Here is a 16,673-nt window from a genome sequence, read left to right on the forward strand (position 1 = left end):
CGCATCCCCGACGGGACCGCAGGCGGATGGCTCTTCTGCTCATCGCGTGCGCGACGGTGGCAGCCGCTTCTCGATCGGGGGCCAGGTCAGCGATCTGGGTTATGCCGCAGGCTGGCGCGTCGTGCGGGCGATGCCGGAGCTGCTGGCGCGCAACGCATTCGATGCGGGCGCCATCTACGCATCCCGCAACGGCGGTCCTGAGCAGCTACGCAAGAACCTGGCGCGCGTCCTCGGTGTCGAGCCGGCCCGGGTGCCCGGGGATCTCATTCGCGCGTCGCTCGCCTCGTACGCCAGGTACTGGCGGGAGGCGTTCCGGTTGCCGTCGATGGACAAGAAGAAGCTCCGGCCGAAGCTGGAGCCGTGCCTGCTCGGCCGCGAACTGATCCATGCGGGGCTCGACGCGGGCCGGGGCGTGATCATGCCGCTGCCGCACAGCGGGAACTGGGATATGGCCGGGGTGTGGATGGTTCAGCACTTCGGCACCTTCACCACTGTCGCCGAACGCCTGAAGCCGGAATCGCTTTACAAGCGGTTCATGGACTACCGGGAAAGCCTGGGCTTCGAGATGCTCCCGCTGACCGGCGGCGAGCGTCCGCCCTACGAAGTGCTCGTCGAGCGCCTGCGCGACAACAAGATCGTCTGCCTGATGGCCGATCGCGACCTCACCCGCTCCGGTGTGGAGGTGGACTTCTTCGGTGAGCCGACCAGGATGCCCGCCGGTTCGGCGAAGCTGGCGATCGAGACGGGTGCCGTGGTGCTGCCGACGCACTGCTACAACACCCGCGACAGTTGGGTTTTCGACGTGGCCGGCCCCCTGGACACGTCGTCGGGCGACATCACCGTCATCACCCAGGCGATGGCCGACCGGTTCGCCAGGGGTATCGCGGCCCACCCCGAGGACTGGCACATGATGCAGCCGCAGTGGCTGGCCGATCTTTCCGCCGAACGGCAGGCCACGCTCAGGGGCGACACCTGATGCGCATCGGAATGGTGTGCCCGTACTCGTTCGACGTCCCCGGCGGTGTGCAGTCCCATGTGCTGCAGCTGGCGGAGGTCATGCGTGAGCGCGGCCACGAGGTCAGCGTGCTTGCGCCGTCGTCCCCGCATGTCGAACTGCCCGACTACGTGGTGTCCGGCGGCAAGGCCGTTCCAATTCCGTACAACGGCTCGGTCGCGCGGCTGCGGTTCGGTCCGGCCACGCACCGCAAGGTCAAGCGCTGGCTGACTGAAGGCGAGTTCGACGTCCTGCACCTGCACGAGCCGAACGCCCCGAGCCTGTCGATGCTGGCATTGCAGGCCGCGGAGGGGCCCATCGTCGCGACCTTCCACACCTCGACGACGAAATCGTTCACGCTCAGCGTCTTTCAGGGCATTCTGCGGCCCTACCACGAGAAGATCGTCGGTCGCATCGCCGTCTCGGATCTGGCCAGGCGGTGGCAGATGGAAGCGCTGGGCTCCGATGCCGTCCAGATCCCCAACGGTGTCGATGTCGGTTCGTTCGCCTCGGCGCCCCGGCTGGACGGATATCCGCGCCCCGGCAAGTCGGTGCTGTTCCTCGGCCGGTTCGACGAACCGCGCAAGGGGATGGCGGTGCTGATCGGCGCGCTGCCCGCACTGACCGAGCGGTTCGATGACATCGAGATCCTGATCGTGGGCCGCGGCGATGAAGACGAACTGCGTGAGGCGGCCGGGCCGCTCGCCGACCATCTGCGTTTCCTCGGCCAGGTCGATGAGACGGAAAAGGCATCGGCGCTGCGCAGCGTCGACGTCTATTGCGCGCCCAACACCGGCGGGGAGAGCTTCGGCATCGTGCTGGTCGAGGCGATGGCCGCGGGTACCGCCGTGGTGGCCAGCGACCTCGACGCGTTCCGGCGGGTGCTGGAGGACGGCAAGGCGGGCCGGCTTGTGCCGGTGGATGACGCCGACGGGCTCGCCGAGGGCCTCATCGAGGTTCTGGATAACGACGCCGCGCGCGACCGCTACATCGATGCCGCGAGTGCGGCGGTCCGTCAGTACGACTGGTCGGTGGTGGCGGGCCAGATTCTGCGGGTCTATGAAACCGTCGCCGGGGCGGGCGCCAAAGTGCAGGTGGCGAGCTAAGTGACCGCTGTCGTGATCGCGGTCGTGGTCCTCCTCCTGGTGGTGCTGGTGGCGGTCGGTGCGTGGGCGTATCAGACGGCACATCGGCTCGACCGGCTGCACGTCCGCTCCGACCTGTCCTGGCAGGCGCTCGACGGTGCGCTCGCCCGCCGGGCCGTGGTCGCCCGCGCGGTGGCCGTGGACGCCTACGGCGCGGGCCCGGAAGGCCGGCGCCTAGCCGCGCTGGCCGCCACCGCCGAGCGGGTGCACCGGGCCGACAGGGAGGCCGCCGAGAACGAACTCTCGGCCGCGCTCGCGCTCGTCGACCCCGTTTCGTTGCCGGTGGCGCTCGTGGCTGAACTGGCCGACGCCGAGGCGCGGGTGACACTGGCCCGCCGTTTCCACAACGACGCGGTGCGCGACACGCTCACGTTGCGTGAGCGACCCGCGGTCCGCTGGCTCCGACTGGGTGGAACCGCCTCACTACCAACCTATTTCGAGATCGCCGAACATGCCGACCGCGATGTGGGGGTGGTCAGCCGTCGGACGTCGGCGCGGGTGGTGCTGCTCGACGAGGCCGGGGCGGTGCTGCTGTTCTGCGGCTCGGATCCCGCACGACCGGACGGGTCCGACGGCCCGGCGCCGCGCTGGTGGTTCACCGTCGGGGGCGCGGTGCAGCCGGGGGAGACGCTGACCGAGGCCGCGGTACGCGAACTCGACGAGGAGACCGGCCTGCGCGTAGCCCCTGCCGAGATGATCGGGCCGGTATGGCGACGGGACGCGGTCATCGACTTCAACGGCTCTGTCATCCGCAGCGAGGAGATGTTCTTTGTGCACCGCACCGGTCGCTTCGAGCCGGTGGCGACCGGCAGGACGGCCCTGGAACGCCGCTACATTCACGGGCACCGCTGGTGCGATGCGACAATGATCGACGAGCTGGTCGCCGAAGGGGAGACCGTCTATCCGCTACAGCTCGGCGAGTTGCTTTCAGAGGCGAACGCGCTGGCCGATGCCCGAGGCGTTGGACCGCAGCGACAACTGCAGTCGATCCGCTGACCGGAACCGCATTGCTCCTCGCGTGCGCACCGGATTCAACGGATTTGCCGTCCCCTCTAGACTGGTTCCGTAGCGATTTGGAGGAGATAGCAGTGGAAACCGCAGCTGGATCGAACGGGTCGGCGCAGACCGGCACCGCGCGGGTCAAGCGCGGCATGGCCGAGATGCTCAAGGGCGGCGTGATCATGGACGTCGTCACTCCCGAGCAGGCTCGTATCGCCGAGGGCGCAGGCGCCGTTGCGGTGATGGCGCTGGAACGCGTGCCCGCCGACATCCGGGCCCAGGGCGGGGTGTCGCGCATGAGCGACCCCGACATGATCGAGGGCATCATCTCGGCAGTCACCATTCCGGTGATGGCCAAGGCTCGCATCGGCCATTTCGTCGAGGCGCAGATTCTGCAGAGCCTCGGCGTGGACTACGTCGACGAGTCCGAGGTGCTCACCCCGGCCGACTACGCCAACCACATCGACAAGTGGAAGTTCACCGTGCCGTTCGTGTGCGGTGCGACGAACCTGGGCGAGGCGCTGCGCCGCATCACCGAGGGCGCGGCGATGATTCGCAGCAAGGGTGAGGCGGGCACCGGTGACGTGTCCAACGCGACCACGCACATGCGCAAAATCGGCGGCGAGATCCGTCGGCTGACATCGCTGTCCGACGACGAGATGTACGTCGCGGCAAAGGAATTGCAGGCGCCATACGAGCTCGTCGCCGAGGTGGCGCGGGCAGGCAAGCTGCCGGTCACTCTGTTCACCGCCGGTGGCATCGCCACCCCCGCCGACGCCGCGATGATGATGCAGCTCGGCGCCGAGGGCGTGTTCGTCGGCTCGGGCATCTTCAAGTCCGGCGATCCCGCCTCGCGGGCAGCCGCGATCGTCAAGGCCACCACGTTCTACGACGACCCCGACGTGCTGGCCAAGGTGTCGCGCGGGCTGGGCGAGGCCATGGTTGGCATCAACGTCGAGGAGATCGCCGCCCCGCATCGGCTCGCCGAGCGCGGCTGGTAAAGACTTGCTGCTGTGATGAGCCGCTTGCGCGAAGAACAAGAATAGATGGCGATCGAGGAGATCCTTGATCTCGAGCAGCTCGAGGTCAACATCTACCGCGGTGGCGTGTTCAGTCCCGAATCCGGCTTCCTGCAGCGGACATTCGGCGGTCACGTCGCGGGGCAGTCGTTGGTGTCCGCAGTGCGCACCGTCGATCCGCAGTTTCAGGTGCACTCGCTGCACGGCTATTTTCTGAGGCCCGGCGATGCCAAGGCGGCGACGGTGTTCATCGTCGAACGGCTGCGCGACGGCGGTTCGTTCGTCACCCGGCGCGTCAACGCGATCCAGCACGGCGAGACCATCTTCTCGATGTCGGCGTCGTTTCAGACCGACCAGAGCGGCATCGAGCACCAGGACGCGGTGCCGTTCGCCGTACCGCCCGACGACCTGCCCAACTTCATCTCCCGGGGTGGGATCTTCGATGATGCTGGGTTCCAGCAGTTCGCCGAGTGGGATGTCCGGATAGTGCCACGCGACCAGCTCAAGCTGTCAACCCACAAGGCGTCGCAGCAGCAGGTGTGGTTCCGGCACCGCGACCCGCTGCCCGACGATCCGGTGCTGCACATCTGCGCGCTGGCCTACATGAGCGACCTGACATTGTTGGGTTCTGCGCAGGTGAACCACCTCGAGGAACGCAAGCACCTGATGGTTGCGTCGCTGGACCACGCGATGTGGTTCATGCGCCCGTTCCGCGCCGACGAATGGCTGCTGTACGACCAGTCCTCGCCGTCGGCCTCGGGCGGCCGATCGCTGACACAGGGCAAGATTTTCACCCAGTCAGGCGAGATGGTGGCCGCCGTCATGCAGGAGGGGTTGACCCGCTACAAGCGCGATTTCACGTCGGCGCGGCAGTGAGCGGACCCCGCGTCGGCGTGTTGGCGCTGCAGGGTGACACCCGCGAGCATCTGGCCGCGCTGCGGGAGGCGGGCGCCGAGGCGTTCACGGTCCGGCGCCGGGCCGAACTCGACTCGGCCGACGCATTGGTCATCCCTGGCGGGGAGTCCACCGCGATGACGCATCTGCTCCGTGATTTGGAGCTGCTCGATCCGGTGCGGGCCAGGCTCGCCGAGGGTATGCCGGCCTACGGTTCGTGCGCCGGCATGATCCTGCTCGCCACCGAGATACTGGATGCCGGCGCGGCCGGACGGGACGCGGCTCCGCTCAAGGGGATCGATATGACGGTGCGGCGCAACGCGTTCGGCCGACAGGTCGACTCGTTCGAGGGTGATATCGACTTCGAAGGGCTGGAAAGCTCGGTGCATGCGGTGTTCATCAGGGCGCCGTGGGTCGAACGCGTCGGTCCCGAGGTGCGGGTGCTCGGCCGGGCAGGAGAGCATATCGTCGCCGTGCGCCAGGACAAGATGCTCGCGACGGCGTTTCACCCGGAGATGACCGGCGACCGTCGCATCCACCGGCTGTTCGTCGACATGGTCACCGGCCGCGTCTGAACCCGCTACGCGGGTTCCTCGTTGCCGAACCATTCGTCGCCGCCCGAATCATCGAGGACCGTGAGCGTGGGGTTCCTGACGTAGGTGGCCCGATTGCCGCCGCCCTTGCGTGATTCGTACATCGCGTTGGTGGCGATCGACAAAAGCTCGTCGAGCACTTCGTGCGGCGGCAGCGCCACGAGCGGCTGCAGGGGGGTGGTCACCACCCCGATGCTGGCCGACAAATGCGACGGCGCACCGGCGATCGTGCCCCGGACTCGTTCGATCAGCGCGGACGCGTCGTTGCTCTCGAAGAGGTCGGCGATCACGAACTCCGAGTCGGCGATGTGTGCGAGCACGGCGTCGCGTCGCGCCGTTTCGCGCAGCCGTGCGGCGATCTCGACTCGAGCCCGGTTGGAGCCGGCAACGCCGGAGAACTCGCCAACCAAGGAGAAGCTGTCCAGATTGATCACGGAGATCGCCACGAACCGATCGTCGCCGCGGCTGCGCGAGGCCAGCAGCGTCGTCGCCTTCTCGTAGAAGCCTTCGCGGTTGAACATCCCGGTGAGCGGTTCGAAGTTCTCATGCAGGATGTCCGCGTCGACGAGCCAGATCGCGGCCCGGCCGGTCAGCGAGACGAACACGATGATGAAGCCGACCAACAGCACCGAGGAGACGGCGAAGGCGATGCTGAACGACGCCAGCCGAAAGGCCAGCACGGCGAGGGTGACGCCGGTGGCGATCCAGGTGATCGCCAGCCAACGCGTGGTGTGGAAAACGGCGGAGTAGATTGCCACGAGTGTGAATGCGGTCGCACCGAACAGGCCGCTCAGCGCATCGGTCTGGATCAGACACGAGACGGCAATACAGACCGCTCCCACGCATACACAAATCCGGGATTCGATGACCGTCGGCCAGCGGCCGCGCAGCCACAATGCAGCTAATCCCCAGCAACACACGGCGACAGCGACAGCCAAGAACCGGTTGACGGAGCCTTGGGGTCCGGTCGGGCTCCAGATCAGCGTCAGCGAGATGGCGCTCATCGCGAGAATCACCAGCGCAACGAGGCGACATGTCGTCTGCTGAAGGCCACGCGCGGCGAGGAAGGCGGTCAACCAGTAGTAGTGATCAAGGCCGCGCCACCATCTTTGCGCCGTGTTCATCGGCGACTGAAATGGCGGGGCGGAGGCACTCACGCAGAGTAGCAATTAGGCCAACGCACGATCGCGTCCGCCGGATTTGTTCGATCCGTTTCAGAGCCGGGCGCAGAAATTGCTCAGTCAATTCCCGCGCGTTTTTGGCGTTCGAGCCGGTCGATAACACGGCCGCCACGAAAACGGCCGTCGCGGTGCTGACGCCAGACGCGGCGCCGTTGGGCATAAACGTCCACGTAGACTCGTTGCTCGGACTTCATCTACCCCGAATCAGTAGTGAAAGAGGTAGTACACGCATGAGCGGCCATTCCAAGTGGGCCACCACCAAGCACAAGAAGGCGATCATCGATGCCCGGCGAGGCAAGAACTTCGCCAAGCTGATCAAGAACATCGAGGTGGCGGCGCGGACCGGCGGCGGGGACCCGACGGGCAATCCGACGCTGTATGACGCCATCCAGAAGGCCAAGAAGAACTCGGTGCCCAACGACAACATCGAGCGGGCGCGCAAGCGCGGTGCGGGCGAGGAGGCCGGCGGCGCGGACTGGCAGAACATCACCTACGAGGGCTACGGACCCAACGGCGTCGCGGTGCTCGTCGAGTGCCTCACCGACAACCGCAACCGCGCCGCGGGCGAAGTACGCGTCGCCATGACACGCAACGGCGGCAACATGGCCGACCCCGGCTCGGTGTCCTACCTGTTCTCCCGCAAGGGTGTCGTCACGCTCGAGAAGAACGGCCTGACGGAGGACGACGTGCTCACCGCTGTGCTCGAAGCGGGTGCCGAGGAGATCGACGATCTGGGCGAGAGCTTCGAAATCATCTGCGAACCGGGTGATCTGGTGGTGGTTCGCACGGCGCTGCAGGATGCGGGCATCGACTACGAATCCGCCGAGGCCGGGTTCCAGCCGTCGGTGTCCGTGCCGCTGGACGCCGACGGTGCGCGCAAGATCATGAAGCTCGTCGATGCGCTCGAGGACAGCGACGACGTCCAGGATGTCTTCACCAACGCCGACATCCCGGACGAAGTGCTCGCGCAGATCGAGGACTGATCGTCAGCGCTGAGACTGCAACGACGCAGGCCGTCACTCGAACTTCTTCTGCCTCAGCGCAGTCTCAACGCGTCCTCGCGGTCGGGCGAGCAGAGAAGACGGCGTGTCTTTTCCAGGTCACGTCGGTCAACCACGCTAGGCTGCCGTCGAACAGGTGTTCACTCAAGAGGTGGTTGCGTGCGCGTTATGGGTGTCGATCCCGGGCTGACGCGCTGCGGGCTTTCCGTCATCGAAAGCGGAAAGGGCCGGCAGGTCATCGCGCTCGACGTGGATGTCGTGCGCACGCCGTCGGACCTGCCGCTGCATCGGCGCCTGCTGGTTATCAGTGACGCGGTCGATCACTGGATGGACACCCACTGCCCCGACGTGGTGGCGATCGAGCGAGTGTTCTCTCAGCAGAACGTGTCCACGGTGATGGGCACCGCGCAGGCGGGCGGGGTGGTGGCGCTGGCCGCCGCCAAGCGCGGCATCGACGTCCATTTCCACACCCCCAGCGAAGTGAAGGCCGCGGTCACCGGCAACGGCAACGCCGACAAGGCTCAGGTCACGGCGATGGTGACCAGAATCCTCACGCTGCAGACCAAGCCGACACCCGCGGACGCGGCGGACGCGTTGGCACTCGCCATCTGCCACTGTTGGCGCGCACCGATGCTGGCACGGATGGCGGCGGCCGAAGCGATGGCCGCGCAACAGCAGAAGAAATACCGGGCACGACTCAAGGCGGCACGATGATCGCATCCATACGCGGTGAAGTCCTCGACGTGGCACTCGATCACGCCGTCATCGAGGCGAGCGGGGTCGGCTACCGCATCAACGCGACGCCGTCGACGCTGTCCACGCTGCGGCGGGGGACCGAAGCCCGACTGGTCACCGCGATGATCGTGCGCGAGGACTCGATGACGCTGTACGGCTTCGCCGATGCCGACGCACGCGACCTGTTCACGACCCTGCTCTCGGTTTCCGGTGTCGGGCCGAAGATCGCACTGGCCACGCTGGCCGTGCACGACGCACCCGCACTGCGACAGGCACTGGCCGACAGCGACGTCACCGCCTTGACCAGGGTGCCGGGGATCGGCAAGCGCAGCGCCGAACGGATGGTGCTCGAACTGCGGGACAAGGTCGGCGCTGTGGGGGCTGCCGTGGGGTTGCCCTCCGTCAACGGCCATGCGGTACGCGGTCCGGTGGTGGAAGCCCTTGTCGGACTTGGCTTTGCGCTCAAACACGCCGAGGAGGCCACCGACAAGGTGTTGGCCAACGAGCCGGAGGCGACGCAGTCGACGGCGTTGCGATCGGCCCTCTCGATGCTGGGTAACAAGTCATGAGTCGCTTCACCGAGGACGACGAGGGCGAACACGACGAGCGTGACGTCTCGGCCGCGCTGACCGTCGGCGAAGGCGATATCGACGCAAGCCTTCGGCCGCGGTCGCTCGGCGAGTTCATCGGACAGCCCCGGGTGCGCGAGCAATTGCAGCTCGTCATCGAGGGCGCCAAGAATCGCGGCGGCACACCGGATCACATTCTTCTGTCCGGCCCGCCGGGGCTCGGCAAGACGTCGCTGGCGATGATCATCGCCGCGGAACTGGGCTCGGCACTGCGGGTGACGTCGGGTCCCGCGCTCGAGCGGGCCGGCGACCTGGCGGCGATGCTGTCCAACCTCGTTGAAGGCGACGTGCTGTTCATCGACGAGATCCATCGCATCGCCCGGCCCGCCGAGGAGATGCTGTACCTCGCCATGGAGGACTTTCGCGTCGACATCATCGTCGGGAAAGGCCCTGGCGCAACGTCGATTCCGCTCGACGTCGCACCCTTCACCCTTGTCGGGGCCACCACCCGGTCGGGTGCGCTGACCGGTCCGCTGCGTGACCGGTTCGGCTTCACCGCCCACATGGATTTCTACGAGCCCGCCGAGCTGGAGCGCGTCCTGACGCGTTCGGCGGGCATTTTGGGCATCGAGCTGGGGTCGGAGGCCGGAGCCGAAATCGCCCGGCGGTCAAGGGGAACGCCACGGATCGCCAACCGGCTGCTGCGCAGGGTGCGGGACTACGCCGAGGTTCGGGCCGACGGGGTGATCACGCGCGATATCGCGAAGTACGCGCTCGAGGTCTACGACGTCGACGAGCTCGGCCTTGACCGACTGGACCGTGCCGTGTTGTCGGCGCTGACCCGCAGCTTCGGCGGCGGCCCTGTCGGGGTGTCGACGCTCGCGGTCGCGGTCGGCGAGGAAGCCACCACGGTCGAGGAGGTGTGCGAGCCGTTCCTGGTGCGCGCCGGAATGCTCGCGCGCACGCCACGAGGCCGGGTCGCCACGGCGCAGGCGTGGACGCACCTCGGGATGAGCCCGCCCAGCGGAATGACCGGGCTGGGACAGCAGGGGCTGTTCGAATAGGAGGCGCGATGCTCACCGCAGCTGTGATTTTCGCGGCACTCGCCGCGCTGCTGCACGTCTACATCTTCGTGATGGAGTCTTTGACATGGACGTCGCCGCGCACCCGCGCGACGTTCGGCACCACGGCCGAGGAGGCCGAGACCACCAAACTGCTTGCGTTCAACCAGGGTTTCTACAACTTGTTCCTGGCCATCGTGTCCGCGGTCGGCATCGTGGCGATATGTCTGGGGCACACCACCGTCGGTGCCGCGCTGACCTTCGCAGGCGTCGGGTCGATGCTCGCGGCGGCGGCGGTGCTGCTCGCTTCATCGCCCGACAAGGCGCGGGCCGCTATCACGCAAGGAGTCTTCCCGCTGGTCGCGGTGGTTCTCCTTGCGGTGGCTGTTGCGACGTAGATCAGAGCAGCCCGAGCAGCTCCAGGTCGTCGCGTGCTTCACGATGATCTCCGGCGTCCCGAACGGCCTGTCTATCGGCTGTGAATCGCGCTCCGGTCGGCGTGCCGCGTCTGGTTCCCGCCGGCCCGTTTCGCGACGTACATCGCGCTGTCGGCGGCTTCGACCAACTGCTCGATGACGGCTCTGGCGTCGAGAGTGGCTGAGCCGATCCGGGTGACGCTGGCAACACCGACACTCGCCGTCGCGCCCCAGGGGATCTCTGCGACGGCTTCCCTCAGACGTTCCGCGATCGTGTGGGCCTCGCCGGACTGGATCATCTCCGCGATCAGGAACTCCTCGCCGCCGACTCGGGCGACAACGGCACGCCCGCTGGTGGCGTGCCGCAGTTTGTCGGCGACTGCGGCGAGGATGCGGTCGCCGGTGGTATGCCCCCTGGTGTCGTTGACCTCTTTGAAGCGGTCGAGATCCAGCATGATCAGCGACAGGAACGGCGCGGCGGCATCGTTCGACGCATAGATGAGTTCGCTCGCCGATCGGCGACATGGCGGGAGAGTTGTAGTTGACGCAGGACAAGACGAGGCACGCATTGGCGAGCAACACGAAGAGAACCGATTGGCGACTGCTGGGCCATCCGAGGAGCCACATCACTGCCATCGCGATACAGCAAACTGTGACGAGGACGCCAATTACCCACTGGCCCGTGGCTGTGCGGACCGATCGGCGTCCACATGGTTAGGACCTGCACGGCGCCGAGCGAGACCACCACGATGGCCATCATGCGGCGGGTGAAGCCGCGAAGATTCCGATATCCCAAATAGCCTGACAACCAACGGTAGTGGTCGGGCTGCACCCACCATTCCCGTATCCAGCCCACTTTGGCAGTCTAAGGACGTTTGCTGATCTGGTAGTCAGCAATTATCGAATGACGGGGACGGCCGTGTCGGGGTCGGGGCGCCCCGCAAGCATCCCCGCGCCGTCGGCGAGCAGATCTCGCGCGGGCGCGCTGGTCGGCGGCATGCCGACACCCTCTCGACGCACCGCTGTCGATTACACGTGCGCGTGTCGGGGTACTCCGCTGGCGTTCGGGAGTACACCGTCGGGGACCGAGGAGATATCACAATGCGTGAAACGCGTGTTCACAACCGCGGCGGCCGGATGCAGATGCCCCGCAGTCGCGGCGCCGCAAGTGGCTTCCTGCTGATTCTGTTGGGCCTCTGGGGCGCTCTCGTCCCGTTCGTTGGCCCGTTGTTCGACTTCGCATTCAGCCCCGACCGGGAGTGGACGTGGACGGCGGCGCGCGGGTGGCTCGAGGTGCTGCCGGGCGCGGTGACGGTCGTCGGCGGCTTCCTGCTGTTGAGTTCCCGCAACCGGTTCACCGCGATGCTCGGCGGGTGGTTGACGGTGCTGGCAGGGGCCTGGTTCGTCGTGGGGCGGGCCCTCGCAGCTCCGCTGGGCCTCGGCAATGCCGGCGCCCCGGTCGCCGCGACCGAGACCAAGCGGGTGGTTCTTGAACTGGCCTACTTCTACGGACTCGGCGCACTGATCATCTTCCTCGGCGCGATCGCTCTTGGCCGGCTGTCGGTCCGCAGCGCTCGCGACATCGAGTACGCGCAGCGCTCGGCGCTCCCCGTGACCGAGGAGCCGGTGGCCTCCGACGACGTCACCGAGATCCAGCCGGCCGAGGAGACGCACTCACGCCGCCATCGCTCGCTGGGTGGACTGTTCCGCCGCGGCGACCGACTCGCCCACCGCTAGGGTTTTGCGTCTGCTCACGCGGGGTGGCACTGTGCCCTCGTGCGTCTGATCAGGTGGCTCTCCCGGCTGCTGGCGCGCGTCCTGTCGTTGCGCATCATCGTCATCGTCGCGGCTCTTGCCGTGGTCGGTCTCGTCATCACCCTTGGCGCATGGGTCTGGTTCGGCGTGACCAACGACCAATACAGTCAGCTCGACCGTCGGCTCGACTCGGTCAGTAGCCTTGGCGACATCAGTTCGCTCTTGCGCAACTCCGATGACCTGGGACTCGACAAGCCTTCTGCGAACAGCGAACTCATCCGCACGGCCCGAGTCGACGGCATCACCGTTTCGCTGCCGAAGGACATCGTGCTGCCTGAGTTCGATGACGGCTACGACACCACGACGATCGACGGCGTCGAGTACCGCGTTCGCACGTTCACCGCGGGTAAGGCATCCATCGCGGTCGGCGCTCCACTGGCCGAAACGCAGAGAAGGATAGACGAACTGCACCGCCGCGTGCTGCTGATCTGCGGCGGGGTGATCGTCGGCACCGCGGTGGTCGCCTCGGCCCTGTGGCTGATCATGATCAGCCCCTTCCGGGTCCTCGCCCAGCAGGCCCGGGTGATCAACGCGCAATCCAACCCCGACGAGGTGAAGGTGGGCGGGGTACGGGAAGCGGTCGAGATCGCCGACGCGGTCGAGGGCATGCTCGCCCGCATCGGCGACGAACAGCAGCGCACCAGGGCCGCACTCGAGTCGGCAAGGGATTTTGCGGCGGTGGCGTCACACGAACTCCGCACACCGTTGACCGCGATGCGCACCAACCTGGAGGTGCTCTCCACGCTCGACCTTCCCGATGAACAGCGCGAGGAAGTGATCGCCGACGTCATCCGCACCCAGAGTCGCATCGAGGCCACGCTCTCGGCGCTGGAGCGACTGGCCCAAGGCGAGCTGACGACGGTCGACGACTTCGTCCCCGTCGACATCACCGAACTCCTGGATCGGGCCGCCCACGATGCGGTGCGCAACTACCCGGACCTCGAGGTGTCGTTGGCTTCGTCGACGACGGTGCTCATGGTAGGGATGCCCGCCGGCCTGCGACTGGTGATCGACAACGCAATCACCAACGCCGTGAAACACGGTGGAGCGACCGAAATCCGCCTTGCGGCAATCAGTTCCGTTCACGGTGTGGAGATCACAGTCGACGACAACGGCCTCGGTGTTCCGGAGGGGGAGCGGGCCGCTGTCTTCGACCGGTTCTCCCGTGGGTCGACGGCGGCGCGCTCGGGATCGGGTCTCGGCCTCGCGCTGGTGGCTCAGCAAGCGGAGATCCATGGCGGAACGGCCCGGCTGGAAACCAGCCCGATGGGCGGCGCCCGGCTGTTGCTGCGGCTGCCGCCGCCGAGCTAAGCGCGGGCGTCCTTCGGGTCGAGCTCGTCGAGCAGCCGCTGCATGGTGCTGCACATCTGCGCGAAATTCCGTTCGCCTGCCAGTGCCGCCCATCGGCGCTCGATCGAGGCCACCCGGTTGCCGGCGTCGGCCATCAAGTCGCGGCCCCGCTCGGTCAGCTCGATGAGCTTCGCCCTTCCGTCGGCGGGGTCGGGCCGCCGGGTCAGGTACCCGAGGTCGGCGAGATCGTTGACGAGCTCCGAGGCGGCCGCGAGGCTCAGTTGCGCGCGCTCCGCCAGCTCGGTGAGCCGGATGCCGCCCGCCCGGATGTTGCCGAAGATCTGGAAGTGCGGTTCGCGTACGTCCCCGTAGCCGGCGTCGGCGCGGGGGGCGGCGAGGTCGTCCCGGAGCTCGCGCAGGAGCCGAACCAGCAGTTGCCCGATGGCCAAGCGTTCCTCGGCGAGATCCCTTGACTGCGCCACAGTGGAGGAGAATACTACGGAAACCGAAGTTTCGGGAACCGAAGTAAATGGGAGATCGCCATGATCATGTCCGACACGGATTTCGTCAGCACCGATCTCGGCCGGCTGCACGTCCGCAAAGCCGGCGATGGGCCGCCTGCGGTGTTGTGGCACAGCCTTTTCGTCGACTCGCGCTCCTGGGGCGCGCTGATCGGGGAGTTGGCCACGCACCGCACGGTGTACGTAATCGACGGGCCCGCACATGGCAGAAGTGATTCCGTGCCACGGGATTTCTCCTTCGAAGCGGTTGTGGCCTCCGCTGAGCAGGCGCTGGACCGACTGGGGCTGGCCGAGCCGGTGGACTGGGTCGGCAACGCCTGGGGCGGCCACGTCGGCATCCGGCTGGCGACAGGACAGCGGCTGCGGACGCTGACGACGATCGGCACCCCGATTCAGGGCTTCACGCTGGGAGAGAAGCTCACCAAGGCGTGGCCGCTCGTCGCGATGTACCGGCTCGTCGGTCCGAACGGTCTGGTCGTCAAGCTGCTCTTCGACTCGCTGGTCGGTGGCGCCGCCCTTGCCGCACAGCCCGATCAAGCAGCCGCGGTAGTGGCGTCATTTCGGGACGCCGATCGCAGCGGGATGTATCACGCGATGCGTTCGATGATGCTGCTGCGCACCGGCATCGAGGATCTGCTCGGCGATGTCAAGGTGCCGAGCCTCATCATGTCGGTCCGTGACGACGTGACCGGATGGCGCCCCGACGAGGCCCGCCGCACGTGCGCGGCGATCCCCGACGTCCGTGTCGAGGAGGTCGCGGGCACCGGCCACGTCTCACCGCTGCTGATCGACCGCGACCGGATTCTGCGTCTGGTCACCGAGTTCTGGGGTTCCGTTTCCCCGCGAGCTGGGCCCACACGCAAGTTGGGGAACGCAAAAGTACCCAAAAACCCTCGAAATTAGGGACTTTTGCGTCTGCTCGCGATGGAAAGTGAGCCGCTAGAGGTCGGCGAGCACGAGGGCCAGCACATCGAGACCCTCCATGAGGAGGTCGTCGGAGATGGCCAGCGGCGGCAGGAAACGAAGCACGTTGCCGTAGGTGCCGCAGGTCAGCACGATCACGCCTGCGGTATGACATCCGATGGCCAGCTTCGTGGTGAGTTCGCCGTCGGGTTCGGTCGTGCCCGCCTTCACGAGTTCCATCGCGATCATCGCGCCACGGCCGCGAACGTCACCGATGCGGTCGTCCTCGGCCTGCATGCGATGCAGGCGGTCCTTCATGGCCTGCTCGATCTCCGCGGCCCGCGCCACCATTCCGTCGGCCTCGATCGTCTCGATGGTGGCCAGCGCGGCCGCGCACGCCACCGGGTTGCCGCCGTAGGTGCCGCCGAGCCCGCTGACGTGAGGCGCGTCCATGATCTCGGCGCGGCCTGTCACCGCGGAGAGCGGAAGACCGTCGGCGATGCCCTTGGCGGTGGCGATGAGGTCGGGAACGATGCCCTCGTGCTCACAGGCGAACATCGCGCCGGTGCGGGCGAACCCGGTCTGCACCTCGTCGGCGATGAACACCACGCCGTTGCGCTTGCACCAGTCCAGCAGTGCGGGCAGGAAGCCTTCGGCGGGCACGATGAACCCGCCTTCGCCCTGGATCGGCTCGATGATGACAGCGGCGAGATTGTCGGCGCCGACCTGTTTCTCGATGACGTTGATGGCGCGGCGCGCGGCGACCTCGCCGTCGGTGGCCATCTCCTTGCCGAACTCCGCGTCCCGGTACGGGTACGAAAGGGGTGCGCGATAGATCTCCGGCGCGAATGGACCGAAGCCGTGTTTGTAGGGCATCGACTTCGCGGTGAGCGCCATCGTCAGGTTGGTGCGGCCGTGATAGGCGTGATCGAACGACACCACGGCCTGCTTGCGGGTGTACGTCCTGGCGATCTTGATGGCGTTCTCCACGGCTTCGGAGCCCGAGTTGAACAGCGCCGAGCGTTTCTCGTGATCGCCGGGTGTGAGCCTGTTGAGCGCCTCTGCGACGGCGACGTACTCCTCGTACGGCGTGATCATGAAGCAGGTGTGGGTGAAGTCGGCGACTTGGTCGCGCACCGCCTCGACGACGCGCGGCGAGGCGTTGCCGATCGTCGTCACCGCGATGCCGGACCCGAGGTCGATGAGACGGTTGCCGTCGACGTCCTCGACGATGCCGCCGCCCGCGCGGGCGGTGTACACCGGCATGGTGTTGCCGATGCCCCGCGACACGGCGGCGGTCTTCCGGTCGATCAGCTCCTTCGAGCGCGGACCGGGAATGCTGGTGGCCAGATAGCGGCTCTGCTCGACGGTGCTCACGGAGTTCGAGCCTAGTCGTGCGAGATCGCCCGTCAGACCCGATCGATGCGACGGATTCCGCAGCATTTTCACGGTGCGCACGGGGGCGCTCGGACACCAGCTGCCGCAATGGCACACTGGTCACCTAGAAGGCTCCCAGGATCGAGGTTGGTTCGGCCGG

General features: G+C 67.0%; 18 protein-coding genes. 14 read left to right on the plus strand and 4 right to left on the minus strand.

What is annotated here, in order from left to right:
- Positions 1-46 precede the first annotated feature (46 nt).
- The 6 genes from C6A82_RS11685 (at position 47) to pdxT (ending at position 5,626) form a co-directional block, all read left to right on the plus strand.
- A complete protein-coding gene (locus C6A82_RS11685; RefSeq protein WP_105343963.1) occupies positions 47-976 on the plus strand; it encodes a phosphatidylinositol mannoside acyltransferase in 930 nt (309 codons plus the stop codon).
- Positions 976-2,100, plus strand: a complete 1,125-nt coding sequence (locus tag C6A82_RS11690; RefSeq protein ID WP_105343965.1) for a glycosyltransferase family 4 protein — start codon at positions 976-978, stop codon at positions 2,098-2,100. Before C6A82_RS11685 ends, C6A82_RS11690 begins: the two co-directional genes overlap by 1 nt.
- Positions 2,101-3,135, plus strand: coding sequence for an NUDIX domain-containing protein (locus tag C6A82_RS11695; protein WP_105343967.1), 1,035 nt, complete (start codon positions 2,101-2,103; stop codon positions 3,133-3,135).
- 92 nt (positions 3,136-3,227) lie between these two features.
- Entirely contained in the window at positions 3,228-4,139 is a 912-nt protein-coding gene (gene pdxS / locus C6A82_RS11700; RefSeq protein ID WP_105343969.1) for a pyridoxal 5'-phosphate synthase lyase subunit PdxS, read from the plus strand.
- Between the two features lie 45 nt (positions 4,140-4,184).
- A complete protein-coding gene (gene tesB / locus C6A82_RS11705) occupies positions 4,185-5,033 on the plus strand; it encodes an acyl-CoA thioesterase II (protein WP_105343971.1) in 849 nt (282 codons plus the stop codon).
- Positions 5,030-5,626: a pyridoxal 5'-phosphate synthase glutaminase subunit PdxT gene (gene pdxT / locus C6A82_RS11710; RefSeq protein WP_105343973.1), complete on the plus strand. Its 597-nt coding sequence runs from the start codon at positions 5,030-5,032 to the stop codon at positions 5,624-5,626. Before tesB ends, pdxT begins: the two co-directional genes overlap by 4 nt.
- Positions 5,627-5,631: 5 nt before the next feature.
- On the opposite strand, the gene C6A82_RS11715 is transcribed toward pdxT, so the two are convergent.
- On the minus strand, positions 5,632-6,768 hold the full coding sequence (locus tag C6A82_RS11715; protein ID WP_311101796.1) for a GGDEF domain-containing protein: 1,137 nt from the start codon (positions 6,766-6,768) through the stop codon (positions 5,632-5,634).
- A 287-nt stretch (positions 6,769-7,055) separates the two neighbouring features.
- Between C6A82_RS11715 and C6A82_RS11720 the strand changes: the two genes are divergently transcribed.
- The 5 genes from C6A82_RS11720 (at position 7,056) to C6A82_RS11740 (ending at position 10,589) form a co-directional block, all read left to right on the plus strand.
- Complete coding sequence (locus C6A82_RS11720) at positions 7,056-7,808, plus strand: YebC/PmpR family DNA-binding transcriptional regulator (RefSeq protein WP_105341631.1); 753 nt, start codon at positions 7,056-7,058, stop codon at positions 7,806-7,808.
- Positions 7,809-7,985: 177 nt separating this feature from the next.
- Positions 7,986-8,540: a crossover junction endodeoxyribonuclease RuvC gene (gene ruvC / locus C6A82_RS11725; RefSeq protein WP_105341633.1), complete on the plus strand. Its 555-nt coding sequence runs from the start codon at positions 7,986-7,988 to the stop codon at positions 8,538-8,540.
- Positions 8,537-9,130, plus strand: a complete 594-nt coding sequence (ruvA, locus tag C6A82_RS11730; protein WP_105341635.1) for a Holliday junction branch migration protein RuvA — start codon at positions 8,537-8,539, stop codon at positions 9,128-9,130. Before ruvC ends, ruvA begins: the two co-directional genes overlap by 4 nt.
- Positions 9,127-10,194, plus strand: coding sequence for a Holliday junction branch migration DNA helicase RuvB (ruvB, locus tag C6A82_RS11735; protein ID WP_311101797.1), 1,068 nt, complete (start codon positions 9,127-9,129; stop codon positions 10,192-10,194). The genes ruvA and ruvB overlap by 4 nt, the downstream gene beginning before the upstream one ends.
- 8 nt (positions 10,195-10,202) lie before the next feature.
- Complete coding sequence (locus C6A82_RS11740) at positions 10,203-10,589, plus strand: DUF1304 domain-containing protein (RefSeq protein ID WP_105342339.1); 387 nt, start codon at positions 10,203-10,205, stop codon at positions 10,587-10,589.
- Positions 10,590-10,660: 71 nt separating this feature from the next.
- Here the strand turns inward: C6A82_RS11740 and C6A82_RS11745 are convergent, their stop codons facing one another.
- Positions 10,661-11,062 carry a GGDEF domain-containing protein gene (locus C6A82_RS11745; protein ID WP_233216763.1) on the minus strand — a complete coding sequence of 134 codons (402 nt, stop codon included), beginning with the start codon at positions 11,060-11,062 and terminating at the stop codon, positions 10,661-10,663.
- Positions 11,063-11,708: 646 nt separating this feature from the next.
- On the opposite strand from C6A82_RS11745, the gene C6A82_RS11750 reads away from it, so the two are divergent.
- Entirely contained in the window at positions 11,709-12,344 is a 636-nt protein-coding gene (locus tag C6A82_RS11750) for a hypothetical protein (protein ID WP_105342342.1), read from the plus strand.
- Positions 12,345-12,392: 48 nt separating this feature from the next.
- A complete protein-coding gene (locus tag C6A82_RS11755) occupies positions 12,393-13,733 on the plus strand; it encodes a HAMP domain-containing sensor histidine kinase (RefSeq protein WP_199193617.1) in 1,341 nt (446 codons plus the stop codon).
- Here the strand turns inward: C6A82_RS11755 and C6A82_RS11760 are convergent.
- Positions 13,730-14,194, minus strand: a complete 465-nt coding sequence (locus tag C6A82_RS11760; RefSeq protein ID WP_199193616.1) for a MarR family winged helix-turn-helix transcriptional regulator — start codon at positions 14,192-14,194, stop codon at positions 13,730-13,732. The two genes, C6A82_RS11755 and C6A82_RS11760, sit on opposite strands and share 4 nt — an antisense overlap.
- Positions 14,195-14,254: 60 nt before the next feature.
- Here C6A82_RS11760 and C6A82_RS11765 point away from each other — a divergent pair, with 60 nt between their 5' ends.
- Positions 14,255-15,136 carry an alpha/beta fold hydrolase gene (locus C6A82_RS11765; protein ID WP_105342346.1) on the plus strand — a complete coding sequence of 294 codons (882 nt, stop codon included), beginning with the start codon at positions 14,255-14,257 and terminating at the stop codon, positions 15,134-15,136.
- 36 nt (positions 15,137-15,172) lie between these two features.
- On the opposite strand, the gene gabT is transcribed toward C6A82_RS11765, so the two are convergent.
- The gene (gene gabT, locus C6A82_RS11770; RefSeq protein ID WP_105342352.1) at positions 15,173-16,513 is read right to left on the minus strand and encodes a 4-aminobutyrate--2-oxoglutarate transaminase; all 1,341 of its coding nucleotides are present in this window, start codon (positions 16,511-16,513) and stop codon (positions 15,173-15,175) included.
- Between the last annotated feature and the right edge of the window lie 160 nt (positions 16,514-16,673).

The sequence above is a fragment of the Mycobacterium sp. ITM-2016-00318 genome (assembly GCF_002968285.2).
GTDB lineage: Bacteria > Actinomycetota > Actinomycetes > Mycobacteriales > Mycobacteriaceae > Mycobacterium.